This window comes from Longispora sp. NPDC051575 (assembly GCF_040681875.1).
Lineage (GTDB): Bacteria > Actinomycetota > Actinomycetes > Mycobacteriales > Micromonosporaceae > Longispora.
On the sequence record NZ_JBFAZP010000002.1, the window covers coordinates 766,493 to 791,230 of the forward strand.

Genomic DNA, 24,738 nt, shown 5'->3' on the forward strand with positions numbered 1-24,738 from the left:
GTGTCACCCGCACGACAGTTACATCCATCCTTGTCAATTTCCGTCCACAGTGCACGAATCCTGACAGGAAGGAGCTGATGTGAGAACTCGTGCACTTCTCGCCATGGTCGTCCTCGGCGTCGTGCTCGCCGTGCCGACCATGGCGCAGGCGGCCGATCCGGGCGACCGGGTCGCCCTGCGCCAACTCGTGATCGCCGTCGACGAAGCCGATTTCGGCCTGGCCACGTGGCGGAGCGAACTCGACCGGGTCGGCAGCCCCTACGACGTCCTCCTGGCCGGCGCCACCCCGCTGGGCGCCCTGGTGCGGGAGGACGGGGTCGGCCGCTACGACGCGGTCCTGCTCACCAGCGCGGCCCTGCTCACCGCCGACGGCAACGGCGGCTACACGTCCGCGCTCGACGCCGGCGAGTGGACGGCCCTGTGGAACTACGAGGCCGTCTACCACGTGCGCCAGGTCGCGCTCTACGCCGGATTCGGCACGTATCCCGAGGAATACTGCCTGCGCTCCGGCAACGAGGAGGGCATCGGCTCCACACCGCAACCGGCGACCCTGACCCCGGCCGGAGCGGCGGTCTTCGACTACCTCCGGCCCGGCGGACAGATCCCGATCCAGCTGTCCTACGTCTACCGCAGCACGATCGCCCCGGGCTGCGCGGCCACCCCGATCCTGACCCTCGGCCCGGACATCGTGGCGGTGACCGCCACCGCCCCCGACGGGCGCGAACGGATGGCGCTGACATTCACGTCGAACCAGTACCTGCCGCAGGCCGACCTGCTCAGCTACGGACTGCTGCGCTGGGCCACGCGCGGCGTGTTCGTCGGCGAACAGCGGCACTGGCTGCACGTCGACGTGGACGACCTGTTCAACAGTACGGACCACCTGTTGGCCGACGGCAGCCGTGACCCGGGCGAGTTCCGCATCACCGGCGAGGACCTGGCCGCCGCGGCGACCCAGCAGGCGGCGCTACGTCAGGGGTACCCCCAGGCTTCGGCCTTTGCCCTCAACCTGGCCTACAACGGCGAGGGAGCCAACGCCGCCGCCCCCGCCCAGTGCTCCGCCGACGGCACCCCCGATGCCCTGACCAGCTACGCGCGCTGCCTGTCCGGCCAGTTCCGCTGGATCAACCACACCTTCAGCCACCCGAAGATGAACGCCACGACCTACGCCGACAGCTCCGCCGAGATCACCGCGAACCTCACCGCCGCCAACACCCTCGGGCTGAGCGTGCCCGGCACCGTCCTGAAGACCCCCGAGTACTCCGGACTCGGCGTCTTCCACCCCGACCCCGACAACGCCACCGACCCGCCGACCGACCACGGCCTGGCCGCGTCCAACCACCAGCTGCTCAACGCCGCGAAAGCCGCCGGCGTCCGGTACCTACACGGCAACATGTCCTTCGCCTCGCACCGGCCCGCCTGCGTCAACTGCTCCCGGGCGCACCCCCTGACCCCGACCCTGCTCGTCGTGCCCGACTGGCCGACCAACATCGCCTACCACGTCACCACACCCGACGAGGAGACCGCGTTCTACAACTCCTACTACGGGCCCGCCGGCCGGTTCCCCGCGTTCGACCACGACCTCACCTACCCCGAGGTCGTCGACCGCGAGGCCACCGTCGCCCTCGGCCACCTGGCGGCCGGCTCCGTCTACTCCCACACCCTGCACCAGGGCAACCTGCGCCAGTACGCCCCCGGGCACAGCCTCACCTTCGACTGGCTCACGGCGCTCCTCGCGAAGTACCAGCAGCTGTACACCGTGCCCCTGCGCACCTACGACTGGCCCGGCCTGGCCAGCTACACCGCCTACCGCAACACCCACTTCGCCATCCTGGCCGGCGGAACCGACGTCACGTGGACCCGCTCCACCAACAGCCTCACCTACACCTCCACCCAGGCCGGATCGCTGTTCATCACCGGGGTCAGGACTTCCGGACACGACCAGTACGGCAGCGATCCGATCTCCCGGGTCACCTTCACCACCGGCGTCACCAAGTACCTGGCCCTGCCCAAGTAGGCCGACCCGCTGCGCGGGCCCATGGAGCAGCCCGGCGCTGCCGTCACCTGGAGGTTCGCAGGTGACGGCAGCGCCGGAGACTCAGACCCTGGACGTGAACGTCATCAGATGTGGCTCGTTGACCGCGACGCCGCCCGGGCTGGTCCAGCAGCCCTGGTGGCCGGTGACGTCGAAGGCCGCGTTCGCCGACCAGAGCAGCTTCAGGTTGCAGAAGTTCGGCTGCGTGCTGATCGCGGTGACGTGCGCGTTGGTCTGCGGCGGGCCGATCTGGGGCCAACTCGACTGGTAGAAGCCCGGGGCGAGCGCGGCGCAGCTGTTGCCGCCCACCCCGACGACGCTGTTCCAGTTGGTCTGGCCGGGCACGGTCCCGCCGCCGGGCAGGCACCACAGGTAGCCCATCCGGGTGGGCGGCGCGAACGCCCCGTACACCGACTGCCTGCGGTGGTAGGAGACGGCGAACTCGGTGGGGGGCAGGCCGTTGGCGCCGTCGAAGCACAGCACCACCGCCGTGATGTTGGTGCCGCTGTGGGTGAACGAGCCGAGCTTGCACCGCCGGTGGTACAGCGGATCGATCGCGGTGACCTGCACGTCGCCGGCCAGCACCGCGCCCGCCGGGTCACCGACCGCCGGGAAGGTCACGGTGTAGGGGTTGGCGCCCGCCACCCCGTTGACCAGGCCGAGGGAGTTGTACTGGTCGACGATGCCGACGCCGGGCCGGTAGTGCACGTACGCGTGGCCGGGCTGGCCGGCGGCCAGTACCCCGGAGCCGACCGTCCACACCACGGTGTGCCGGGTGTCGGCCGGCGAGATGACGCCGCCGGCGACCTGCCAGCACTGGGTGGTGACGATCTCGTCGCCGGTCGACGTCTGCGTCCAGCCGACGAGCTGGCAGTTGCGGGCGCCGTAGTCCACGGCGGTCACGTGTGCCACGCCCCGGCTGCCGTAGCCGACGCCGGGGAACTTGATCTGGTACCGGCCGGGGCCGATCTTCATGCCCTGGACGCCGACCGGCCAGCGGTGCGCGGCCGACAGGTTGACCCAGGCCGGAGCCGCCGGCGCGTCGACATAGGCGAAGGCGTACCGGACCGGCGGGGTCGCCGAGGCCGGAGTGGGTGCGAGGAGCGCCCCGAGTAGGACGCCGAACGCGAGGAGCAGGGAACGGATGCGCATGGATCTGTCCTCCTTCGAACGGACGGACGACTGGGCACCGGGCCCTCGTCCGTGCGGCCCGCTCGGCCGCCTCCGCTACAAGTAGCAAGGCGGGATTGTGGATCGATTGCCGATGGATTGCCGCCGCTCAGGGAACCAGTCCCGGCAGGTCGGCCAGGAGCAGTTCCTCGCCCCGGTCGAGGGCGGCGTACCGCTCCCGGTCCGGCAGGGCCGCGCGGAGCGCCGCTGCGGTCGCGTCCCGGGCCGGGCGTTCCCGGGGCGGCACGGGGGTGCCGAGCACGGCCCGGATCGCGTTCGCCGCGCCGAACAGCTCGGCCGCCGCCACGGTGTCCGGGCCGCCGGCCAGGGAGGCGGCGAGCGCTTCGGCGACGCTGGCCGCCCGCCAGCGGTCGCCGATCCCGCAGTGCAGTTCCAGGCTCAGCCGCAGCCGGGTGATCGCGGCGGCGGGCGCACCCTCGGCCTGCTCGACGAGGCCGAGGATGTTCGACGCCCAGGCCCTGCCCTCGTCGAAGCCCAGGTCACCGAAGCCGGCGAGAGCACGCTCGGCCAGCGACCGGGCCCGGACCTGGTCGCCCCGGTAGTGGGACACCGCCGCCAGGTGCAGCCGGCAGGACGCCACCCCCTCGGGGTCTTCGAGCTGCCGGAACCGGCCCAGCGCCCGGTCGAGGAGCCGCTCAGCCTCGGAAAGGTCACCGCCGAGCCAGTGCGTGAAACCGGCCAACTGCAGCGCCGTCGCCTCGCCGCCGGGGTCGCCCGCACTCCGGTACGCCTCGGCGGACCGTCGGTGCCAGGACAGCGACACGTCGTAGTGGCCGCGTTCGCGGGCGATGGAACCGAGCAGGCCGAGCGCCGCGGCGGCGCCCGGTACGTCGGCCAGCTCCCGGTGCGTGGCCAGGGCCCGCTCGCCGTGCGCGGTCGCGGCGGCGTAGTCGCACTCGAAGAAGGCCAACCGGGCCACCCGGTTGAGCGCGCGGGCCAGGGCCGGTGACGCCGGCATCCCGCCGACCCGGCCGAGCGCCTCCTCCAGCCAGCGGCGCCCCTCCCGGTACCTGCCGCGCAGGTGGCAGTAGCGGGCCAGGTCGGTGGCGAAGCCGAGTTCGGGCTCGCCCGGGCGGTGGGCGGCGTGCCAGGCCAGTGCCGCGCGGAGGTTGTCGTGCTCGACGGCGAGCAGCCCGAGCAGCCGGTCCAGGTCCGGGCCGCGCAGGTCGGGGTCGGTGGTCGCGGCGAGCCGCTGGTAGTGCTCGGCGTGGTCGGCGCGGGCCCGGGTGAGCTCGTCGGGAACGGCTCCGAGCTGCTCGGCGGCGTACCGGCGCAGGGTCTCCAGCAGTCGGTAGCGGACCTCGCCCGGCCGGTGCTCGGCCACCACCAGCGACTTGGCCACCAGTTCCGACAGGTGGTCGACGGCCTGACCGGGGCTCTCGGGCCAGACCGCTCCGACGGCGCCGAGGGCGAACCCGCCGTGGAAGACGGCGAGCCGGCGGAACCTCGACCGGCTGCCGGGGTCGAGCAGCCCGTAGCTCCAGGCCATCGCCTGGCGCAGCGCGCCGTGGTGTGCCCGGTGCCCGGGGCCGGAGCCACGAAGCAGCCCCGGATCGTTGAGCCGGCCGGCGATCTCGCCGACGGTGAGCACCGTGGTCCGGGCGGCGGCCAGCTCGATGGCCAGCGGCAGCCCGTCCAGCCCGGCGCACACGGTGATCAGAGCGGCGGCGTCCGCGTCGCGCAGGCTCCGCACGCCGGGCACCGAGGCCCGGTCGAGGAAGAGCCGGACCGCGTCGTACCCGCCGACCTCGGTCAGTCCGCCGGCCGCGGCGTCCGGCGGCGGCACCGACAGCGGCGGCACCGGCCAGGCCACCTCGCCGAGCACTCCGAGTGTGCCGGTGCTGGTGACCAGGATCCGCAGTCCCGGGCAGGTGCCCAGCAGTCGCACGACCAGGGCCGCGCACGCCCCGGCCAGGTGCTCGCAGTTGTCGAGGACGAGCAGCAGCCGCAGCGGGCCCAGGTACCGCGACAGCAGCTCGTCGGGGCGGGCCCCGGGATGTTCGGGCAGGCCGAGAGCCGTGCCGACCGTCTCCGGCAGCAGCAACGGGTCGCGCACCGCGCTGAGGTCGACGAAGCCGACCTCGGGTCCGGCGCGGTGGGCGATCTCGATCGCCAGGCGGGTCTTCCCGCTGCCGCCGACGCCGGTGAGGGTGACCAGCCGGTGGTGGGTCAGCAGCTTGCCGACCTCGGCGGCCTCCTCCTGCCGGCCGACCAGGGCGGTGATCGGCACGGGCAGCACCGTGGCGCGCCGGGCGACCGGGGCGGCGGGGTCGCCGACGTGCTCGTCGCCGCGCAGGATGGCGGCCTCCAGCCGGCGCAGCCCGGGCCCGGGCTCGACTCCCAGCGCGGCGACCAGGGCTTCGCGGGCCCGCCGGTAGCCGGCGAGCGCGTCGCCCTGCCGGCCGCCGCGCAGGTAGGCGGTCATCAGCAGTTCCCACAGCCGTTCGCGGAGCGGGTACCGGGCCACCATCGTCTCCAGTTCGGCGGCCACCCAGCCGTGCTGGCCCCGGCCGAGCTCGGCGGCATAGAGGCTCTCCGAGGTGTACAGCCGCTCCTCGGCCAGCCGGACGATCTCGGCGCGGGCGTCCTCGCCGAGCACGTAGCCGGCGAGGACCTCGCCCCGCCACAGCTCCAGGGCGGCCCGCAGACACCGGGCGGCCTCGTCCACGCGGCCGGCGTCGAGGGCCGCACGGCCCTGGACACTCAGCGCGTGGAACCGGGACGCGTCCACGGCCCCGGGCTCCGCGCACAGCGCGTACCCGGGTGGCCGGGTCGCGATCAGCCCCGGCAGGCCGGCGTCGTCGAGCACGCCGCGCAGCCGGGAGACGTGCGCGCGCAGCGAGCTCACGGCGGCCGGGGGCGGCCGTTCGCACCACAGGTCGTCGACGAGCTGGCTGACGGACACGACCGCCGGCAGGCGCAGCGCGAGCAGACCGAGCAGCGCACCGCGCCGGGCGCCGCCCAGCGGGACCACCCGATCCCCCACCGTGAGTTCGAGCGGCCCCAGCAACCGTATTTCCATAGTGGAATCAGAGCACGATCTCGCAGGAGTTCGTGCTCGCGCCGTCGGGCCCCGGGACGCAGACATCACTGTCGTACCCGCCGTCGAGGTGGTCGAAGCCGGACTGCCCTTCGAGCCGGTCGGTGCCGCCGAGTCCGTACAGGTAGTCCCCGCCGGCGCTGCCCAGCAACCGGTTGGCCGCGTCGTTGCCGCTCAGGTGGTCGGCGGCCGAGCCTCCGACCAGGTTCTCCACGTCGAGCTCGATCGTGTCGCGCTCCTTGGCCTCGCCGTCGTCGAACCGGGTCCCGTCCGGGTCGGCGACGACGGGCGCGGTCCGGCCGGCGTAGGTCACCGTGTCGACGCCGGTCCCGCCGACCAGCGTGTCGGCTCCCGGGCCGCCGTCGAGGACGTCCGCGCCGGACCCGCCGCGCAGCTGGTCGTCGCCGCTCCCGCCCCGCAGCGTCGCCGGGGTCGGGGCGACGGGCGCGAACACCGTCTCGCGCACGCCGATCGAGTCGTTGCCGTCCCGGCCGTCGGCGAGAATGGACGTCACCCCGTGGCAGTTGGCCTGGCTGGCGCTGATCTGGTCGCAGCCGTCGCCCGCGATCAGGTCGGCGCCGACGTCCCGGAAATCGACCAGGCCGTTCGCCAACGGCGTGATGACGACGTTGTTGTCCGCACCGGCGCCGGCGGTGAAGGTCAGCTGTCCGCCGGTCACGCGGACCGTGCCGGCGGTGGTGGCGGCGGGCGGGGGCGCGGAGTTGATGGCCAGCGCGACCGCGCAGCCCACCATGGCGATCACCCGTCGCGGATCAGTTCGCATCTTCGGCTCCACCCTGGTCCGGGGCGCCCGCCGCGCCCTTCCCGTCCAGTAGAACATCGATGGACTGCGATTTATCTACCTCGTTTCAGCCAGGTCGGTATCGGCCAACCACTCCTCGCCCAGGGCCCGCCCCATGACCCGTGGGCTTGGGGCTCCTGCCACGGCCGTTCCGCGGCGACGGTTTCAGAAGGACGAGGAACTGAGGCCTGGGCGCCCCGCGCACAAGTATCAGCGCGCGGTGTGTGCGAGGAGGGCGGGCACGAAGACGTCCCAGGTGGGGGGCGGTAGTTCGTGCCCGGCGCCAGCGAGGACGAGCAGTTCGGCGCCCGGCACCGCCCGCCGCAACGCCTCGCCGTGCGGAAGCGGGAAGACCGGGTCGAGTTCCCCGTGCACCACGAGGGTGGGCACGTCGATGTCGCCGAGCCCGCCGTGGACCGGCCCGGCGAGGTCCATGATGAAGTGGTTGGTCAGGCAGGACGCGATGTTCCTGGTACGGGCGACGTCCCGCTCGGCCACCGCGCGCACGGCCGGCTCGTCGAAGTGGCCCGATCCGCCCCCGTACGCCCGCACGAGCCCCACGACGAAGTTCACCACCGCGGTCGGGTCGGTCGGGTCCGGCCCACCCGACCCGGTGTAGCGGAGGAACTCCGCCGACATCGGCGGCAGGTCGCCGTCGCCCGGCGTGGTGGTGACCAGGGTCAGCGAGGCCACCCGGCCCGGGTGGTCGAGCGCGGCGATCACGGCGGTCCCGCCGGACATCGACCGGCCGACGACGTGTGCCCGGTCCACCCCGAGGGCGTCGAGGATGCCGACGGCGTCGGCGGCCAGGTCGCGCATCGAGTACCCCGGCGCGCCCGGCGGGTAGGCCACCGACAGGCCCGTGTCACGGTTGTCGAACCGGATCACGTACCGGCCGCCCCGCGCGATCCGCCGGCACAGTTCCTCCTCCCAGTACAGCATCGAGGCGCACGCCCCGTGGATGAGCAGCACGGCGGGGTCCGCCGGATCGCCGAACGTCTCCACGCACAGGTCGACCCCGTTGGCCCGGAGCATCCGTTCTCCGGAGGTGTTCACCGGGTCCTCCGGGCGAGGAAGGTCAGCCACGGCTCGTCGCCGCCGTAGACGTGCCGGTCGTCCCAGTCGACGGTGAAGCCGGCCGAGGCCAGCCGGGCGGCGAACCCGGCGCGGTCCCAGAAGACCAGGTGGCACCCCGCGGCCTCACCGGAGTCCCAGAGTTCTCCTGTGCCCTCGCGGACGCTGACCAGGAACGCGCCGTCCGGTCGTAGTGCCCCGGCGACCTTGCCGAGCACCAGGTCCGTGAGCGCGCGGTCGATGTGGATGAGGACGCACATGGCCAGGACCGCGTCGTACGGGCCCCCGAGGTCGTCGGCGAGCAGGTCCAGGTGTCCGACCTGCTTGCCCCTCGCCGTCTGGATGTCGCGGAACGCGCCGGTGGCGTCGGTGCGCCGGACCGCGACCCCGAGGGACTCCACGAAGTCGGCGTCCCAGCCCGGCCCCGACCCGACCTCGAGGACCGTGCCCCCCGGACCCGCCGCCCCGGCCAGCCGGCGCAGCGCTGCCGCGCCGAAGGGCGACTGCTCGGGGGACACGCTCTCGGCGTACCCCTTGGCCCACCGTTCGTACGACTCGACGGTATGTCTGTTCCGGCGCAGCGCCTCGACGCGTCGCGGGTCGACCGCTTCGGTAGTGATCATGGGAGACTCCTGTTTCCGCGGGCCGGCGTGTCCGGCCAGCTCCCACCTTCGCCCTAAGGCGTCCCCGGGCGGATGCGGCAATCGCCTTATCTTTTCCTCTCCGCCGGCTCCCCGGGGCCTTATCGCGGGTCGAACAGGTGCAGGCGGTGGGCGACGGCGGCCGCGCCGCCCCGGGTGGGCACGCCGAGTTTCGACAGGATGTTGGACACGTGCACGCTCGCGGTCTTCGCGGAGATGAATAGCTCGGCACCGATCTCCCGGTTGCCCAGCCCGGCCGCCACGAGGCGGAGCACCTCCAGCTCGCGGGCCGTCAGCCCCAGGGGTACCGGCCCCACGGCGGCGGATCCGGCCCTGCGGCCGAGGTCGGCGACCCGGCGCAGCAACGGCTCGGCGCCCAGTTCGCCGGCGATCTCCGCCGCCCGCCGGAGCCGGACCGCCGCCTGGTCGCGGCCACCGTCGGCCGCGTGGGCCGCGGCCGCCCGGGTCAGCGCGTAGGCGAGCGGCCAGGGCTCGCCGAGGTCGGACCATGCCTCGGCGGCCGTGTCCCATGCCGCAGGGTCGGGGCGGTCGCGGGTGCGGGACAGCTCCGCCGCGAACACCGCCGCGTGGGCCCGCTCGACCCGCCCCCGACGCGGAAGGTCCGTGGCGGAACGCTCCAGTGCCGCCAGGAGCTCCGCGACGGCCACGGGGTGGAGGGGCCCGGCCTCGACGCACGCGCGCGCCGCCGTCGCGAGCACGGGCCACCACTGGCGCGGGTCGCCGGCCCCACTCTGGGCGGGGACCTCTCCGGCGGTGGCGAGCGCGCCGGCCGGGTCCCCGACGGCCAGCTGGTACTCGATCTCCAGCCGGAGAGTCCGACGGACCGCGGCGCGCGGACCCGGCGGCAGCGCGCGGAGTTCCCCGACCACCCGCGCCCCGGTGTCCAGATCGCCGCGCGCGACGGCGATCTGGCCCCGGCACAGCAGGAGCTGCGCGCGCCCGGACGGCGGCGGGTCCAGTCCGAGCGCGTCCGCCACGACGGCTGACGCCTCGTCCCACCGGCCGGCGGACGTCAGCGCCAGCGCCAGGTTCTGGGCGACCGTCGCTCCGAGGTAGCGGCCCTGCCCCGCCAGCGCCGTTCGGGCCAGGGCCGCGCGGCCGGCCTCGATCGCGGCCACGTGGTCGCCGTCGTTCTCCAGCGCCTCGGTCAACGCGACGTGCGCCAGCACCTCCAGCCGCGCGTTGCCGATCCGCTCGGCCGCCCGCAGCGCCTCCCGCACCGCGGAGGCGGTGTCGGGTCCGTCCGGCGCGTGGACCTGGGCCACGGTGAGGAGCGCCTCAGTACGGTACTCGTCGTCGTCGAGCCGCCCCGCCAGCCGCGACAGTTCGGCGGCCAGCGGCGCGGCCTCGGCGTACCCGTCCTCCTGCAGCAGGGCGCGGCAGATCTGCCCGAGGGTCTCCGCCCGCAGCCGGCCCGGGGTGGCCGCGAGCCCCAACGCCAGGCGGAGGTCCTCCGTGGGGCCGGGGAGCAGCAGTTGCTGGCGCAGCACGGCCCGCTGCAGGAGCAGGGCCGCGACCTGTTCGTCGTCGGACCGCACGGGGTCCTCGCGCAGCGCCCGCTCCGCGAGGGCCAGGCCCCGTTCGGACTCAGCGGCCCAGCAGGCGGCGTCGACGGCGAGCCCGAGGACGCCCGCGTGGTCGGTTCCGGTGCCGCCGGCCCCGGTCGGCGCCCGGTCCCAGAGGTCGAGAACCTGTTCCAACATCCGCAGCTGGTCGCCGTACGCCAGGCCGGTCGCGCACTCCCCCGCCGCCGTCCACGCCGCGCCCAGTGCCCGCTCGTCGTCGTGCGCGCCCAGCCAGTGCGTCGCGAGTCGCACCGACGTGGGCCAGTCCCGGCCCGGTTTGGCGTCGAGCGCCTCGGCGTAGGCGCGGTGTGCCCGGGCGCGCTCCCCGGCGAGGAGGTCCCCGTACACCGCCTCCCGGATCAGGCCGTGGCGGAACGCGTACCCGTCCCCGTCGTCGGCCAGCACGTCCGCCAGTGCCGCGCGGCGAAGATGCGCGGCCAGGGCGGCGTCGGAGCACCCGGTCGCCGCGGCCAACAGCGGGTGCCCGATGCGCACGCCGCCGACCGAGGCCGTCCGTACCACGTGCTGGGTGTCCTCGGGCAGTTCTCCGACCGCGCCCAGCAGCAGGTCCCGCAACGACCCGGGTACCGAGGACCTGACGGTGCCATCCGCGCTGATCATGGCCTCGGTGAACAACGGGACACCGTCGCCGCGCCGGTGCACCTCGGCGAGCGCGGCGGCGTCGGGCGGGTACCCCAGGATGCCCTCCAACTGTGCGCCGATCTCCACCCGGGACAGCCGGGGCAGCGGCAACCGGGTGACGCCGTCCATCCGCTCCAGCTCGGCGAGGTACAGCCGCAGTGGCCGGGACCTGTCCTCACGCAGCGTGACCACCAGCAGGACCGGGGTGTCCCTCAGGTTGGCGACCAGGAAGCGCAACAGGTCGCGGGTGGAACGGTCGGCCCAGTGCAGATCCTCCACCACCAGGACGAGGGGCCGCTGCTCGGCGAGCGCGCCGAACAGCCGGAGCAGCACCTCGAAGAGCCGGGCCCGCGACAGCTCCGGATCCGCCGTCACCGGCGCGGCCCCGAACTCCGGCAGCAACCAGGCCAGTTCCCCCGTGCCGGCACCGCCCACCAGGTCGGTCACCGCACCGACGCCCCGCTCCCGGACCAGTTCCCGCAGCACGGCCGTGAACGGCGCGAACGCCAGGCCCACCTCCCCCATCCCCACGCAGGCGCCGGTCAGGACCAGCGCCCGGGTCCGCACCCGCTCAGCGAACTCGCGGATCAGCCGCGACTTGCCGCCGCCGGCTTCCGCGCTGACGAGCACCGCGCCCGGCGTACCGCTGGCCGCGTCGTCGAAAGCCGCGGCCAGCGCGCCCAGTTCGTTCCCGCGGCCGACGAACAGTGGACTCACCCGTCGAGGCATGGGACCAGAATGCCAGCCGACGAGCCTCGCGGTGCCTCGCCCTCTGGACTCCAGCAATATCCGTACCGTACGGTACGGATATGCCACACGTCGATCGGCCACCCCGCGCCCAACTCCTCGCCGCCGCCCTCGCCACGGTGCTCCTCGCCCTGATCGCTGGCTTCTTCTACGCCTACGCCTGCTCGGTGATGGTGGGACTGGCCCACACCGACGACGTGGTGTTCCTCTCCGCGATGCAGGCGATCAACGCCCACGTCCGCAACCTCGGATTCGCCCCGACGTTCTTCGGCGCGCTGATCGTCACCGCCCTGGCCGTGGCGCTCGGCGCCCGGCGGTGGCGGAGCCGCGCGACCGTGCTGCTGGCCGCCGCCCTGCTGACCTACGGGCTGGGCGGGTTCCTGCTCACCCTGGGCTTCAGCGTCCCGCTCAACGAGCAGCTGGCCGCCGCCGGGGATCCGGGCGCGCTCGCCGACCCGGCCACGGTCCGGGCCGCCTACGAGCAGCCCTGGACGGCGTGGAACCTGGTCCGCACGCTCGCCTCCACCATGGCCTTCGGCCTGGCCTGCGCGGCGGTGTACGAGCTCGGCCGCGAGCTGACCATGTCCCGGATCCGCGGTGGCGCCCACGCGAAAGCCGACCGTGGTGTCCAGACCGGCGACGACGGCCCGACGCCCGGCCACTGACCACGGAACCGGGGCGCGGAGGGGCGGCCCGCAACGGGTTCCGGGCAGGGGCGGAACCCGCGTCGGTACGGTTCTCGGATGAGTCCCGCGACACGACCCGCCCGTCCCGCCTCCCCCGCGCGGGGCGAGGCCCGGCTGACCGCGATCCTGGACGCCACGGTGGCGATCCTGGAGACCGAGGGGTACCCGGGCCTGTCCACCCGCAGGATCGCCGAGCTGGCCAGGGCGTCCAAGGAGACGATCTACAGCCGGTTCGGCGACCGCGACGGCCTCCTGGCGGCCGTCATCCTGCGGGAGGCCGCAGCCACCAACGAAGGGCTCGGCGCCGCGCTGCACGCCCCTGCCGGCGCACCCCTGCGCCCCGCGCTCCTGGCGGCTGTCACCGGGCTGCTCCGGCTGCTCACCGGGCCGCGGTCCCTGGCCCTGAACCGGACCGCGATCGCGGGCCTGCCCGCCGAACCACGGCTCGGCGGACTCCTGCTCGCCCACGGCCGCCACACCACCGGTCCGCTGTTCGAGGCGATGCTGACCCGCGCCCACGACGAGGGCGAACTGCACTGCCCCGACGCCGCCGACGCGTTCACGGTCCTCTACGGGCTCGCCGTCCGCGACGCCCAGATCGTCGCCCTCCTGGCCGGACCGACCTGGGACGAGGCCACGATCGGCACCCGCGCCGCCGAGGCCGTCGAGCTGTTCTACCGCCTCTACGGCCGGTAGCGGCGGTAGCCGTCACCTGCACCATCAGTCCGCAAGGTAAAGAATGTTTGACTCCATGTCGCGTCTGCTTTACATTCCTTGGGTACTCGACGAAGGAGCAGGCGATGACGGAACCGAGTTCGATGCGCGGCAAGAGTGTCCTGGTCACCGGAGGCACCGGCGGGATCGGCCGGGCCACCGCCGAGGCGCTCGCGGCCCTCGGCGCGCGCGTCCTCATCACGGGCCGTGACACCGCGCGCACCGAGGCCGCCGCCGCCGGCATCCGGGCCACGTCCGGCAACACCGAGGTCGAGGCACTCGCCGCCGACCTGTCCTCGCAGGCCGAGGTCCGCCGCCTCGCGGCCCTCGTGCTCGACGCCTGCCCGCGCCTGGATGTGCTCGTCAACAACGTGGGCGGATTCTGGGCGCACCGCCACGAGACCCCGGACGGGCTGGAGCGCACCTTCGCCCTCAACCACCTCGCGCCGTTCCTGCTGACGAATCTGCTCCTGGACCGGCTCCGGGCCAGCGCCCCGGCCCGGATCGTGACGGTCGCGTCCGGCGCGCAGTCGATGGGCCGCCTCGATTTCGACGACCTCCAGGGGGCGGCGCGCTATTCCGGGGCGCGGGCCTACAACCAGTCGAAGCTGGCCAACGTCGTGTTCAGCTACGAACTCGCCCGCCGACTCGACGGCACCGGGGTCACCGCCACGGTGCTGCACCCGGGCGTCGTGTCCACCGGGTTCAGCGCCGAGGACCCCTCGACGCTGTCCCGGGTGGTGCTGCCGCTGATCCGGCCGTTCCTGAAGAACCCCGCCCGGGGCGCCGCGACGTCGGTGCACCTGGCGTCGGCGGCCGAGGTCGAGGGCGTCAGCGGGAAGTACTACGTCGGCCTCCGCCCCAGGACCTCCAGCCCGGCGTCCTACGACACCGGTGCGGCGGCCCGGCTCTGGCGGATCAGCGCCGACCTGGTGGGCCTGGACCCGTCCTGACCTGACAGCGCGCCGCCGGTCCGCCGACAACCCCGTCCACTCCGGACTCAGCTCCCGCAACGACCCCGCGCCGCCGGTCCGGCCCGCCACACGGCGGGTCGGACCGGCGGCCCGGCCTGTGGCGGGTCAGGAGGTGGTGACCGACAGGCTGTCGAGCAGGAAGTCCGTCTGGAGGTTGGCGTCCTCCAGGCTGACGAACCGCAGGGTGATCGACTTGCCCCGGTACCCGCTGAGGTTCAGCGTGCGGGCCACGTACCCGTTGCTGGCGTTGGTGTTGGAAAACGTCGCCAGCGTGGTGGTGCTGCCGCCGTCGGTTACCTGGACCTTGAACGTGTCGTAGACGGTGGTGCCGGTCTCGGCGGTCTTGATCCGCAGGTGGTAGTTCAGGGTCGCCGTGCTGCCGGTGCTGGGGACCGTGAACGTCTGGCTCACCGCGTCGGTGGTGCCGCCGCCGCGACTGCCCAGCCACGCGAACCACGAGCCGGCCTGGGCGGGGTAGCCGGTCCAGTTCCCGACGACGTTGCCGGTGATGGTCCAGCCGGTGGTGCCGCTCTCGAAGCCGCCGTTGGCCAGGCCCGTGGTGGGGGGCGTGGCGGTCCGGTAGTCGATGGTGTGGGCGTAGACCCGGTCACGGGTGGCGGCGGTCATGTCGAGTTTCGTTTCGGGCCGGTCGACGGTGAACCATTCCTTGAAAGAACTCGACGGGTACTGGCGCATGTTGTCGAACGTGGCCACCGGTCCGCCGTCGACGTTGCGCCACAGGTCGATCAGCGCCCCGGCGACGCGGAGTTCGACCCAGTCGCCGTCCTCGGGGTTGGTGCGGCTGCCTCCTCGTTGGGCTTGTTCCAGTTCGTCTGCATCAGGTCGGCGTAGGCGCCGTTGGCCCAGTAGAACCGGCCGTCGCCCTTGAGGTAGCCGGCGATGGCGTTGGCGAAGCCCTCGGTCCACGCGCACATCGCGCCGGTGCGCAGGTGGATGAAGTGCTCGCTCGGGCAGTCGCTCGGCGGCCAGGAGCCAGCGTAGAGCAGGTCCATGAACGCGTGCCCGGACTCGTGCAGCACCAGGTGCTCGGAGTCGGGATCGGCGTCGGCGAGGTTGACGTAGCGCTGCCCGAACGGCACGGAGTTGTTGAAGGACGCGCCGGTGGTGCTGCCCGGCTGCCAGTGCAGGGTGATCTTCGTGCAGGTGCCGGACTCCCGGGCCGTCCAGCAGTTGATGCCCGAACCCCGGGCGAACCACAGCAGGTTCAGGGTGTCGAACACGTGCCACCCGCGCATGTAGGCCGAGGCCGGAACGCTGGTGCCGAAGGACTGGTCGGTGCCGGGGGCCGCGTTGGACGCCACCGCCGTGGTCACGGTGTAGAAGCTGCTGCCGGCGTTGTTGGTGACCCCCCAGAGGCTCCCGTTGGTGCTGAACTGCACCCACAACTGCGCCAGGGTGACCGAGGAGTTGAAGCAGATGTTGTACGAGCCGTCGGTGGCCGACGTGAGGCCCGTGCCGTAGGGGACGGTGGCCGACGTGGAGGTGGCCTTGCCGGAGACGGTGACCGGGATGTTGCGCCCGGCGAGCCACGTACCACCCTTGTCCGCGACGTTGAACGCGCCCTTCGCGCAGATCTGCCCGGGGGCGGCCGACCGCGCCAACGACGGCGTGGCCTTCACGGTGGCGCCGACGCCCGGCGCGAGGGTGACGGCCGGGGAGTCCTGCCCGGTGATGCCTGCCTTCGAGGTACCCGCCTTCTGCCCGACGGTGAGCAGTGCCGAGCCCCTGCCGGACCGGCCGGGCGTGACGGTGTCGGCGTCGACGACGGCCGCCTCGATCTGCGCCGGGCCGGCGGCCAGCGCCGTGACCGCGAACGTGACGGTCCGCTCGGACCCGCCGAGGGCGAACGTCCGCTCGGCCACCTGGTTCAGGCCGACGGTGCGGGGCGCGGACAGGCCGGACCCGCCGTTGCTCAGCCGCAGGGTGGTGGGCAGCTGGACGGACAGCCGGGCCCGGGAGATCGCGACCTGCGAACGCAGCTTCACCCGCACGGTCGTGGACTCGCCGACCGCGGGCAGCCTGTCGAGCGTGACGTCGGCGGTCACGCAGCTGGGCTCGGCCTCGGAGTGCTCGTGGGTGCCGACCGGCGGCGTACAGGACCGGGGGCTGTGGGCGTCGGCCGTGGCCAGCGGCACGAACACGGCGCAGAACGCCGCCGTGACCGCCGTGGCGACGACGCGCCGGAGGTGTCTGGAAGACATGAGGGGATGCCTTTTCTGACGGTGGCCGTCGGGCCACCGCCGGGGTGAGGGGATTGACGACCCATGATGACCACCTCACCCGGACAAGTTCAATATCGCGGCGCTCGTCAGTTATGTCGCCGGCAATTGTGTGAAGCACCCACCCGGCCGAGCCCCGCTCTTCACCGTGTTTCCGCTGGTCAGGAGCCTTCAGGAGTGCGACGCGGACAGGTGCGGGGTTCAGACGGAAAGATTGATCAGCACCCCGACCGGTGTCACCACTCCCACCGCATCCCGCACACCCCCGGCGGCACGTCCCGCTCGACCAGCAGGGCCGTGTTCGACGAGCCGATCGGCACCGGACGGGACTCCAGATCGGGCCCGTCACACGTGAGCCTCCGGTAACTGTCACAGCGGGTGGGCGCGGCGCCCAGGAACTCCGTCTGCAACACGTACTCCCGGGAACCGTAGTGGAACCGGGTGTGGAAGTAGTCCCTGCGCCTGCCCGGCGCGAACCGGAACTCGTACTCGATGATCGTGTCCTCACCGGCCCGCAGGGTCCGGTCCAGCAACAGCTCCGCGACCAGCAGCCGGCTGTGCGGGTCGTACCGGACGCGGTCGACGGAGCAGAACCGGGTGGCCACCACCTCCGGCGGTTCCTGGTCCGGGTCGGTGTCCTCGGCCTGGTAGAAGATCACACACCGGTCGATCAGGTGCCGCAGCGCGCGCATCACCGGCCGGCACCGCACCCTGAGCTCCGAGCGGTCGGCCGCCACGGTCACCACGTCGTAGGTGGACAGGATCTCGAACCTGCCCTGCGGCTCGGCACCCAACTGCGTCATGACCGGCGCCTCGCTGGGCCACAGATAGTCACGGTCACAGCCGTTCAACCACCGCCCCCGTGGCCGGGGCGGACCCAGCAGGACCACCAGCGACGACGCCGGCAGCCCCAGTAGCGCCTCCAGTTCCCCCAGCGCCCGCAGCGACGCCCCGCGCTCCGGACGTGACCGGTTACGCCGCCAGTAGCTCAACGTCGTCTGACTGATCGTGACCCCGCGCTCGGCCAGGTGGAACCGCAACTGGTCCAGCGTCAGGCCGCGCGCCGTGATCGCCGCGTCCAGGGCCTCGGCGAACGTGCCCGTGCGCAGCACCCGCGCCAGGTGCCTGCCGTCCCGGCCGGATCTCGGATTCGGTGCCATCGCGTCCCCTTTGTCGCCGTCGGTCGCGTCCCCGCCGGGTGACCGGCCGGGGCAGTCGCGCGAACCCCCAATATTGGCGCCGACCGTTGCGTTGTCCAGCCGGTCCCGGATGTCGAAACACGCCTTAACCAGCTCTTATAGCTACGGGTGAGGCGTGGCCGCGCCCGGGCCGGCTCCGCCCGGGACTGTCCACGTGTCCGTCGACCCGCCAGCGGACCCGGCCGATCTCCGATACCGCGGACAGGTGGCTCCGGTGATCACTGAGGGCCGGCCGGACCCACCGCCACACACCGGGACGGCGCAGGACCGGCATGGCCACCGTGACGCGCAGGCTGTACCCACAAGTTCTCGAAACTGTCGTACCCCCAGGGCAGAATATGCCTCATGAGCAGCGCATCCACCCCCTCGACCATCGTCTCCCCCGACGACTACGCCGCCGCCGTGGAGGCCGCGACGACCGCCGCTGCGGCGTACTACGCCGACGGCACCCAGACGATGGACGACGACGTCTACGACGCGCTCGTGCGGGCGATCACCGCCTGGGAGGAAGCGCACCCCGAGGCGGTGCTGCCGGACTCCCCCACCGGCAAGGTGGCCGGCGGAACGGCGGTCGGCGACGTCCCGCACACCCGGCCCATGCTGTCCCTCGACAACGTCTTCAACGCCGAGCAGCTGACCGCGTGGGCGGCCGGCCTGGAGCGGCGCCTCGGGCGTCCGGTCGAGGCATGGGCGGTGGAGACGAAGCTCGACGGCCTGGCCATCGCCGCCCGGTACCGGCGCGGACGGCTCGTCCAGCTCGTCACCCGGGGAAACGGCACCGAGGGCGAGGACGTCACCGCCCAGGGCCTCGGCCACATCGTCGGCCTCCCGGAGCGACTTGCCCGGCCGGAGACCCTGGAGGTCCGGGGCGAGGTGCTGCTGACCCGCGAGCAGTACGAGGCCGCGACCTCCGCGCGCGTCGCCGCCGGCGGTGACCCGTTCAGCAACCCGCGGTCCGCGGCGGCCGGGAGCATGCGGACGAAGAACCGGCCGTACGAGGTCGAGTGGACGTTCTTCGGCTACAGCGCCCTCCCCCTCGACGCGACCGGCGACACCGTCGCCACCGACCTGGCGACCCTGCCGCACTCCGGCATCCTGAACCTCCTGACCGGCCTCGGCGTGCGGACCAGCGCGGCGGCGCTGCCCGGGGACATCCGCTACGACACCCTCGACGGGGTCCTCGCCCGGATCGAGGAGATCGGCGACGCCCGCGCGGGCCTGGGGTTCGGCATCGACGGGATCGTCATCAAGACCGACCCGGCCCTCGACCAGGAGCAGGCCGGATTCTCCTCCCGCGCGCCCCGGTGGGCGATCGCGTACAAGCTGCCCGCCGACACGAAGATCACGAAGCTGCTGGCCGTGGAGTGGGAGGTCGGCCGGACCGGCATCGTCGCACCCCGGGCCGTCCTCGAACCGGTGGAGATCGGCGGGGTGATCGTCACGTACGCCACGCTGCACAACGCCGCGGACATCGCCCGCAAGGGCCTGCTCCTCGGCGACCAGGTGACCGTGTACCGGGCAGGGGACGTCATCCCGGCCATCGAGGCGCCGCTCGTCGCCGTGCGCACCGGCGCGGAGACCCCCATCGCGATCCCCGAGGTGTGCCCCCGGTGCGGCAGCGACATCGACCGCTCGCAGGAACGCTGGCGGTGCGTCCTGGGCCGGGCCTGCAACGCGGTCGCCTCGATCGACTACGCCGTGTCCCGTGACGCCCTGGACATCGAGGGCCTCGGGCACACCCGGATCGTCCAGCTCGTCGACGCCGGTCTCATCGGAGACTTCGCTGACCTGTTCTCCCTGACCCGCGAGCAGGTCCTCGGCCTGGACCGGATGGGCGACATCTCCACCGACAACCTCCTCGCCGCGCTGGAGGCCGCCAAGCAGCAGCCCCTCGCCCGGGTCCTGACCGCCCTCGGGGTACGCGGGACCGGCCGTTCGATGTCCCGGCGGATCGCCAGACACTTCGCGACCATGGACCACATCCGCGCCGCCGATGCCGATGCACTCCAGGCGGTCGACGGCCTGGGCCCGGAGAAGACGCCGGTCATCGTCGAGGAGCTCAAGGACCTCGCGCCGTTGATCGACAAGCTCGTCGCCGCCGGCGTGAATATGACCGAACCGGGCGCGACCCCGCCCGGCCAGGAGTCCACTGGGGAGGGCTCTGATCTCCCGCTCGCGGGGAAGTCCGTCGTCGTGACCGGTTCCATGACCGGCCCCCTCGCCGAGCTGTCGCGCAACGAGATGAACGAACTCATCGAACGCGCCGGTGGCAAAGCGTCCGGCTCGGTGTCGGCGAAGACCGCCCTGCTCGTCGCCGGGGACAAGGCCGGCTCGAAGCTCGCCAAGGCCGAAACCCTCGGCGTCACCGTCATCGGGCCTGACGAGTTCGCCGAACTCGTCGCCGCGTTCCTGCCGAACTGACCCGCGTTCCCGGTAACCGTCCGACCCGCCGGCCGTGCCATCGATGCGGCGGGCGGCCGGCCGCAGACCCGGCCAGTCAGGCTGCCGGGCTGTTCGATGACGGAGGACCCCAACGCGATGTCCACCCCAGAACACTTCACCCGGGCACGGGCATCCCCAGGTAGCTGGCGTAGTGGCCACCGGCTCGGAGAAGCCCCCAGGGTCGGCGGATGTGGCGAATCGAGCGATCCTCCACCGTGGACCCGATGTGTGGGTGCGCATTAGTGCCGGACCGCCGCGATCGTCACTGACGACCCGTACTTCCGCGAATCGATGGTGGAGTTCCGGGGCCCCGACCGCGCCCGGTCCGGGCCCGTGTCAGGCTGCCTGACACGGGACCGGACCAGCGTGGGCGGCTCGGGCACGCTTGCCCGGGCCGGCCTGTTTGGGCGACTGCTAGTGACTGTTCGGGGCCCCGGAGAGGCCAGGGTGGTGCTGGGCGTGCGGGTCGCTGATCGAGGCGTGCACCCCGCCGACCCAGACCTTCACGTCGTCACAGACCCAGGCCTGCACGCTGCCGACCGACGCGTGCACGTCGCCCGCGTCGTCGCCCGCCTGGGCCGGGCCCGCGCCGATGGCGACGATCGCCGCCGCCAGCACGCCCACACCGATGCCGTTTCTGACCCACCGCTTCATACAGTCCACCTTTCACTCCCGCGACGGCGCCCGCCTGGACCGTGGCCGGTTCCCGGCGAGACCGCCACGACCTGTGACGTACCACGGTCCATTATGTGCGAGCTACACCAATTGCGGGGCTTGAACGATATTTTCCGTTCACCGCCCAGGATCCCGTGGCGCCCAGACTCCGTCACTCCGCGATGGGTGACGAGGCCGTCACGTCCGGCTCTGGCCGTGCGGCACGCCACCGCTGGTATGCCGGGTGCGCCGCGCACGCCGCCTCGTAGGCCCGGCGCACGTCAGCGGTGACGAGGTCGCCGACCTCTGCCAGTGGCCCGTCGCGGTGCCACGCCAGCAGGTGCCGGAACCACAGCGGGTCACCCACCAGGGGGCGGACAGCCACGCCGGGTACCTCGTCGAAGGTCACCTGGCACAGGCTCACCGCGTGCCCGTGCCGGACGAGTTCGACCAGGAGCCGTCCGTCGGCCCGGTGCCGGATGGCCAGCTTCCGCCCGGACATCGCCCGTGACCAGTACTCGGGTGTGCGGTCCTGTGGATGGGGCATCGCCCAGTCCTCCCCCGCCAGGTCGCACAGGTCGACCTCGGCCCGCGCGGCGAGCGGATGCGTCGCGGGCAGCAGCGCGAACACCGGTTCACGGACGACCTCCCGCAGCACGACCCCGGCGGGTGCGATCATCTCGTAGCCCGGCGAGTCGCCGACGACCGCGCACTCCAGCCGGCCATGGGCCACATCGTCCACCAGCGGCGCCGCGGTGGGATATCCCCGCGTGGAGACCACCGCCTGCGGGAGCGACGCCACCGTCGCGGTGACCAGGCATCCGAGGAGCGGACCGGCGATCGCGCCCAGCCGCAGCCGGAACACGTCCGACGCCGATCCGGCGGTGACGGCCGCGGTGTCCATCAGCTCGTCCAGGGTGGGCAGCACGGCGCGGGCGCGGGCCAGGACCACCACGCCCAGCGGGGTCGCGGCCAGGCCCGCCGAGGTCCGTTCGAACAGGCGTCCGCCGAGCATCGTCTCGATCCGGCGCAGCTGGGCGCTCAGACCCGGCTGCGTCACCTGCAACGAGGCTGCCGCCCGGGTCAGGCTGCCACAGTCGTCGATGGCGCAGACGACCCTCAGGTGCCGTACCTCCAGCTCCATAACGCGATGTTAGGGGCGTCTGAGTGCTGACGCCAGGGTGACCAGCGGAGACATCCTTCTATCTCGACAACTCACCGCATCCCTACCCCAAAGAGGTGATGACCTATGCGCTTCCAGCGCACGCTCTTCGCGGCCCTCGGGCTCGCCGCCGCCCTGCTCGTCTCGGCACCCGCGCACGCCGTCGGTAACGCGCCCGGCGCCGTCGGCGGAACGCCCCCGAGCGTCGTAGGAGGCGGGTACTCCTCCTACACCTACGGCGCGGTCAAACAGTTCCGCAACGGCGCGGAGTGGTGCACCGCCAGCCAGATCGCCCCGAGCTGGATTCTGACCGCCCAGCACTGCGTGTCCGCCAGCGCGTCCTACTCCTACCGGATCGGCAGCACCGACGCGTACTCCGGCGGCACCACCGTCACCGCGAGTTACGTCTACCAGCACCCGCAGGCCGACCTCGCCCTCGTCCAGCTGTCCCGGCCGGTCAGCGGAACCTACACCCGGCTCGGGTCGACCTCCGTCGGCCAGAACGCGCAGATCTACGGCTGGGGCTCGACCTGCCCGTCCGACCAGTGCCAGTCGCGCTACCTGAAGTACGCCAACACCCGGGTCTTCTCCACCAACAGCCGTGACGGGCGCGGCGGCGTCGCGATCGGCGTGCAGCGCGTGGACGGCATCATCGCCGGCGGGGACTCCGGCGGCCCGGTGTTCGCCGGCGGCTACCAGGTCGGCGTCGCCTCGACCAGCGACCGCGCCAACTACGCCTACTACACCAGCACCACGGCGTACCGCAGCTGGATCCGCAACATCTCCGGCGTCTGACCCGGGCGAGGCCCCGTCACCCCTCAGCCGGCCGCCCGGTGTGCGGTCGAATGGCCGGCCGGGCGGCGGCAACACGAACTCGTCCCCACCGCCGCCCCGTGCGGGTCCGGAAGCCCGGTTCACCCATCGGCGACGCTCCCGCACCACTCCCCACAGGGTCGGCGCCCCTACATCTGATCCAATGAAAAAGGACCCCTTATGCGTTACATACGGCAACTACCCCTCTTGACAGCACTCGTGCTCGGTGCGGCCGTCGCGCCCGCCACGCTGGCCGCCGCCGCGCCACCCGCCGCGAAATGCACGTTCCAGACCGGAGCCCACTCGGAGATCGCACCGAAGTGCGTCTCCGCCAAGATCACGCTCGACCGGCTGCCCGCGGTGGGCGAATCGACGACCGTGCGGATCCACGTGCGGTCGCAGGTGCGCGTCGGCACCGCCCGGCTCGGCATCCGCCTGTCGGACAACCTGCGACTGGAGACCGCCGGCACGGGCCTGTCGGCCCCGCGCGCGGTCGGCCTCGACCATCTCGCCGAGCAGCAGTTCGGGCTGACGGACAGGGGGCGGGTGGTGACCGCCCGGGTGACTGCCCTGCGGACCGGCCCCGCCCAGATCCAGGCCGACGTGGCCGACGCCGACCAGCCCGACCAGCTCCGCGCCGCCCACGGCTCGACCGAGTTCACCGTCGACGTGACGGATTCCCGGCCGGGCATCGCGTCGACCGACGCCCCGGCCGTCGACACCGGCCCCGCCGCCCCGGTCACCGCCAGCGGACAGGCCACCCCGATCGCGCCCCGAGCGCCGGACGCCACCGCACCCGGCCAGATCTGCGCGACCGGGCAGTTCACGGTCGCCAACAAGAACGGCACCTGGCTCGTCGGTCGCAACATCCCCGTCGCGGTGCAGGGCAGAACCACGTCGAGCGCGGCCCTGACCACCTACGCCAGTGGGCTGACCGGCGTCGGTGACGGCCGGTACCGGCTGTGCTTCACCGCCCCGGTGTCCACGATGTACTCCGTGCAGGTCCGGTTCAGCACCGAGGCCTCCGTGTGGCGGGTGACCAACAACGCCGGGACCAGCATCTACACGATCACCACGGCGGCGAAGTACAACGTGGCGTCCGGCACGGACCCGAACTATGGGACGACCGCGCCTTCGAGTACCCATATGCGGGGTTGGCATGCCTTCGACACCATGAACATCCTGTGGTCGATGCGCGGCTCCGGCACCGGCTGCTGGACCGCCCGGGAGACCGCCAACTGCACGACGATCACCCTGCACTGGCAGCCGGGCAGCACCGACGGCACCTACTTCTCGCCGTCGGGCCGGTACGTGGCCTTCGCCGACGCCGACCCCGACTCCGAACACCTCGTCATGCACGAGGCCGGGCACGCGTTCATGGACCTGCTCTACAACCGCTGGTGGCCCTACTTCGACTGCCCGAACCCGCACTACCTGCACAAGCGCTCCGGCGCCAACTGCGCCTGGACCGAGGGCTTCGCCAACGCCGTCACCGGCTACGGCATGGGCGACGGCCGGTTCTACTGGCCCAACGGCCAGTACGTGAACCTGATGTCCACCGCCTGGTACGACCCGTCCCGCCCCGCCAGCAACACCAACCTCGAGAACGGCGACTGGGTCGAGAGCCGCGTCGCCGGAGCCATGATCGACCTGTGGCGCAACCGCGACGGCGGTCCGGCCCGGACGTTCGACCTGATGCGCCGCTACCAGTCCAGCTCGTTCCGCGAACACTTCCTCAGCGACCGCCCCCTGGTCGGACTCGACACGTCGGCGGCGGCCCGCAACCTCGTCTACACCCACACCATCGACTACCGCTGACCGGCACGCCGCCCTGGCCGCCAGCAACGGCTTCGACGGCGGTACCGGCACTGACGCGTCCCCCCACGCTCACCCGTGCCCAGGTCCGCAGCCAACGGACCTGGGCACGGCAGCGGGACCGCCCGGTAGGGGATCAGCTGTCGAGTTCTTCGCGGCCCTTGCTGCGGGCATCCGTCCAGTAGCTGCACAGGGGCAATAGCCGAGCGCCGAGGACCACGGGCACCTCGTACCCGGAAAGGGTCTTTCCCTGGGCGAGCCTGCACGAATGGGAAGTGGGGACT

The 24,738-nt window shown here is 72.7% G+C and carries 18 protein-coding genes; 7 read left to right on the top strand and 11 right to left on the bottom strand.

Translation table 11 applies throughout. The annotated features are described in order from the left end of the window. The first annotated feature begins 79 nt into the window (after positions 1-79). Positions 80-2,014: a hypothetical protein gene (locus tag AB0M43_RS07170; RefSeq protein WP_363721938.1), complete on the top strand. Its 1,935-nt coding sequence runs from the start codon at positions 80-82 to the stop codon at positions 2,012-2,014. An 81-nt stretch (positions 2,015-2,095) separates the two neighbouring features. Here AB0M43_RS07170 and AB0M43_RS07175 read toward each other — a convergent pair whose 3' ends face one another. From AB0M43_RS07175 to AB0M43_RS07200, 6 genes are all read right to left on the bottom strand, one after another. Further along, positions 2,096-3,184 (bottom strand): hypothetical protein, encoded by a 1,089-nt coding sequence (locus tag AB0M43_RS07175; RefSeq protein WP_363721940.1) that lies wholly within the window; start codon positions 3,182-3,184, stop codon positions 2,096-2,098. Positions 3,185-3,311: 127 nt separating this feature from the next. Further along, on the bottom strand, positions 3,312-6,245 hold the full coding sequence (locus AB0M43_RS07180; RefSeq protein ID WP_363721942.1) for a BTAD domain-containing putative transcriptional regulator: 2,934 nt from the start codon (positions 6,243-6,245) through the stop codon (positions 3,312-3,314). A 7-nt stretch (positions 6,246-6,252) separates the two neighbouring features. Then, entirely contained in the window at positions 6,253-7,047 is a 795-nt protein-coding gene (locus AB0M43_RS07185; protein WP_363721944.1) for a calcium-binding protein, read from the bottom strand. Between the two features lie 228 nt (positions 7,048-7,275). Continuing rightward, a complete protein-coding gene (locus tag AB0M43_RS07190) occupies positions 7,276-8,121 on the bottom strand; it encodes an alpha/beta hydrolase (protein ID WP_363721945.1) in 846 nt (281 codons plus the stop codon). Beyond that, positions 8,118-8,762 (bottom strand): methyltransferase domain-containing protein, encoded by a 645-nt coding sequence (locus tag AB0M43_RS07195; RefSeq protein WP_363721947.1) that lies wholly within the window; start codon positions 8,760-8,762, stop codon positions 8,118-8,120. Before AB0M43_RS07195 ends, AB0M43_RS07190 begins: the two co-directional genes overlap by 4 nt. Positions 8,763-8,881: 119 nt before the next feature. Continuing rightward, the gene (locus AB0M43_RS07200; protein ID WP_363721949.1) at positions 8,882-11,737 is read right to left on the bottom strand and encodes an AAA family ATPase; all 2,856 of its coding nucleotides are present in this window, start codon (positions 11,735-11,737) and stop codon (positions 8,882-8,884) included. An 80-nt stretch (positions 11,738-11,817) separates the two neighbouring features. Here AB0M43_RS07200 and AB0M43_RS07205 point away from each other — a divergent pair, with 80 nt between their 5' ends. The 3 genes from AB0M43_RS07205 to AB0M43_RS07215 all read left to right on the top strand — a co-directional run bounded on the left by AB0M43_RS07205 (position 11,818) and on the right by AB0M43_RS07215 (position 14,108). Further along, on the top strand, positions 11,818-12,420 hold the full coding sequence (locus tag AB0M43_RS07205) for an anthrone oxygenase family protein (protein WP_363721951.1): 603 nt from the start codon (positions 11,818-11,820) through the stop codon (positions 12,418-12,420). A 78-nt stretch (positions 12,421-12,498) separates the two neighbouring features. After that, positions 12,499-13,137, top strand: coding sequence for a TetR/AcrR family transcriptional regulator (locus tag AB0M43_RS07210; RefSeq protein WP_363721952.1), 639 nt, complete (start codon positions 12,499-12,501; stop codon positions 13,135-13,137). 104 nt (positions 13,138-13,241) lie between these two features. Beyond that, positions 13,242-14,108 carry an SDR family oxidoreductase gene (locus AB0M43_RS07215; RefSeq protein ID WP_363721953.1) on the top strand — a complete coding sequence of 289 codons (867 nt, stop codon included), beginning with the start codon at positions 13,242-13,244 and terminating at the stop codon, positions 14,106-14,108. A gap of 126 nt (positions 14,109-14,234) precedes the next feature. On the opposite strand, the gene AB0M43_RS07220 is transcribed toward AB0M43_RS07215, so the two are convergent. From AB0M43_RS07220 to AB0M43_RS07230, 3 genes are all read right to left on the bottom strand, one after another. Next, positions 14,235-14,843, bottom strand: coding sequence for a hypothetical protein (locus AB0M43_RS07220; protein ID WP_363721955.1), 609 nt, complete (start codon positions 14,841-14,843; stop codon positions 14,235-14,237). A 32-nt stretch (positions 14,844-14,875) separates the two neighbouring features. Beyond that, a complete protein-coding gene (locus AB0M43_RS07225; protein WP_363721957.1) occupies positions 14,876-16,351 on the bottom strand; it encodes a hypothetical protein in 1,476 nt (491 codons plus the stop codon). Positions 16,352-16,605: 254 nt separating this feature from the next. Further along, positions 16,606-17,529: a hypothetical protein gene (locus tag AB0M43_RS07230; protein ID WP_363721958.1), complete on the bottom strand. Its 924-nt coding sequence runs from the start codon at positions 17,527-17,529 to the stop codon at positions 16,606-16,608. Between the two features lie 384 nt (positions 17,530-17,913). Between AB0M43_RS07230 and ligA the strand changes: the two genes are divergently transcribed. Then, positions 17,914-19,989: an NAD-dependent DNA ligase LigA gene (gene ligA / locus AB0M43_RS07235; protein WP_363721960.1), complete on the top strand. Its 2,076-nt coding sequence runs from the start codon at positions 17,914-17,916 to the stop codon at positions 19,987-19,989. 435 nt (positions 19,990-20,424) lie between these two features. On the opposite strand, the gene AB0M43_RS07240 is transcribed toward ligA, so the two are convergent. Both AB0M43_RS07240 and AB0M43_RS07245 read right to left on the bottom strand, forming a co-directional pair. Continuing rightward, positions 20,425-20,664: a hypothetical protein gene (locus AB0M43_RS07240; protein ID WP_363721962.1), complete on the bottom strand. Its 240-nt coding sequence runs from the start codon at positions 20,662-20,664 to the stop codon at positions 20,425-20,427. Between the two features lie 172 nt (positions 20,665-20,836). Continuing rightward, a complete protein-coding gene (locus AB0M43_RS07245; protein ID WP_363721964.1) occupies positions 20,837-21,808 on the bottom strand; it encodes a LysR family transcriptional regulator in 972 nt (323 codons plus the stop codon). 105 nt (positions 21,809-21,913) lie between these two features. On the opposite strand from AB0M43_RS07245, the gene AB0M43_RS07250 reads away from it, so the two are divergent. Continuing rightward, entirely contained in the window at positions 21,914-22,621 is a 708-nt protein-coding gene (locus AB0M43_RS07250) for a trypsin-like serine protease (protein WP_363721966.1), read from the top strand. Between the two features lie 198 nt (positions 22,622-22,819). After that, positions 22,820-24,457, top strand: coding sequence for a hypothetical protein (locus tag AB0M43_RS07255; protein ID WP_363721968.1), 1,638 nt, complete (start codon positions 22,820-22,822; stop codon positions 24,455-24,457). The last annotated feature ends 281 nt before the right edge of the window (positions 24,458-24,738 follow it).

Coding starts and splice junctions, on each gene's coding strand:
- AB0M43_RS07175 (WP_363721940.1), bottom strand. CDS start 3,184: ATGCGCATCCGTTCCCTGCTCCTCGCGTTCGGCGTCCTACTCGGGGCG.
- AB0M43_RS07180 (WP_363721942.1), bottom strand. CDS start 6,245: ATGGAAATACGGTTGCTGGGGCCGCTCGAACTCACGGTGGGGGATCGG.
- AB0M43_RS07185 (WP_363721944.1), bottom strand. CDS start 7,047: ATGCGAACTGATCCGCGACGGGTGATCGCCATGGTGGGCTGCGCGGTC.
- AB0M43_RS07195 (WP_363721947.1), bottom strand. CDS start 8,762: ATGATCACTACCGAAGCGGTCGACCCGCGACGCGTCGAGGCGCTGCGC.
- AB0M43_RS07200 (WP_363721949.1), bottom strand. CDS start 11,737: ATGCCTCGACGGGTGAGTCCACTGTTCGTCGGCCGCGGGAACGAACTG.
- AB0M43_RS07205 (WP_363721951.1), top strand. CDS start 11,818: ATGCCACACGTCGATCGGCCACCCCGCGCCCAACTCCTCGCCGCCGCC.
- AB0M43_RS07210 (WP_363721952.1), top strand. CDS start 12,499: ATGAGTCCCGCGACACGACCCGCCCGTCCCGCCTCCCCCGCGCGGGGC.
- AB0M43_RS07215 (WP_363721953.1), top strand. CDS start 13,242: ATGACGGAACCGAGTTCGATGCGCGGCAAGAGTGTCCTGGTCACCGGA.
- AB0M43_RS07225 (WP_363721957.1), bottom strand. CDS start 16,351: ATGTCTTCCAGACACCTCCGGCGCGTCGTCGCCACGGCGGTCACGGCG.
- AB0M43_RS07230 (WP_363721958.1), bottom strand. CDS start 17,529: ATGGCACCGAATCCGAGATCCGGCCGGGACGGCAGGCACCTGGCGCGG.
- ligA (WP_363721960.1), top strand. CDS start 17,914: ATGAGCAGCGCATCCACCCCCTCGACCATCGTCTCCCCCGACGACTAC.
- AB0M43_RS07240 (WP_363721962.1), bottom strand. CDS start 20,664: ATGAAGCGGTGGGTCAGAAACGGCATCGGTGTGGGCGTGCTGGCGGCG.
- AB0M43_RS07245 (WP_363721964.1), bottom strand. CDS start 21,808: ATGGAGCTGGAGGTACGGCACCTGAGGGTCGTCTGCGCCATCGACGAC.
- AB0M43_RS07250 (WP_363721966.1), top strand. CDS start 21,914: ATGCGCTTCCAGCGCACGCTCTTCGCGGCCCTCGGGCTCGCCGCCGCC.
- AB0M43_RS07255 (WP_363721968.1), top strand. CDS start 22,820: ATGCGTTACATACGGCAACTACCCCTCTTGACAGCACTCGTGCTCGGT.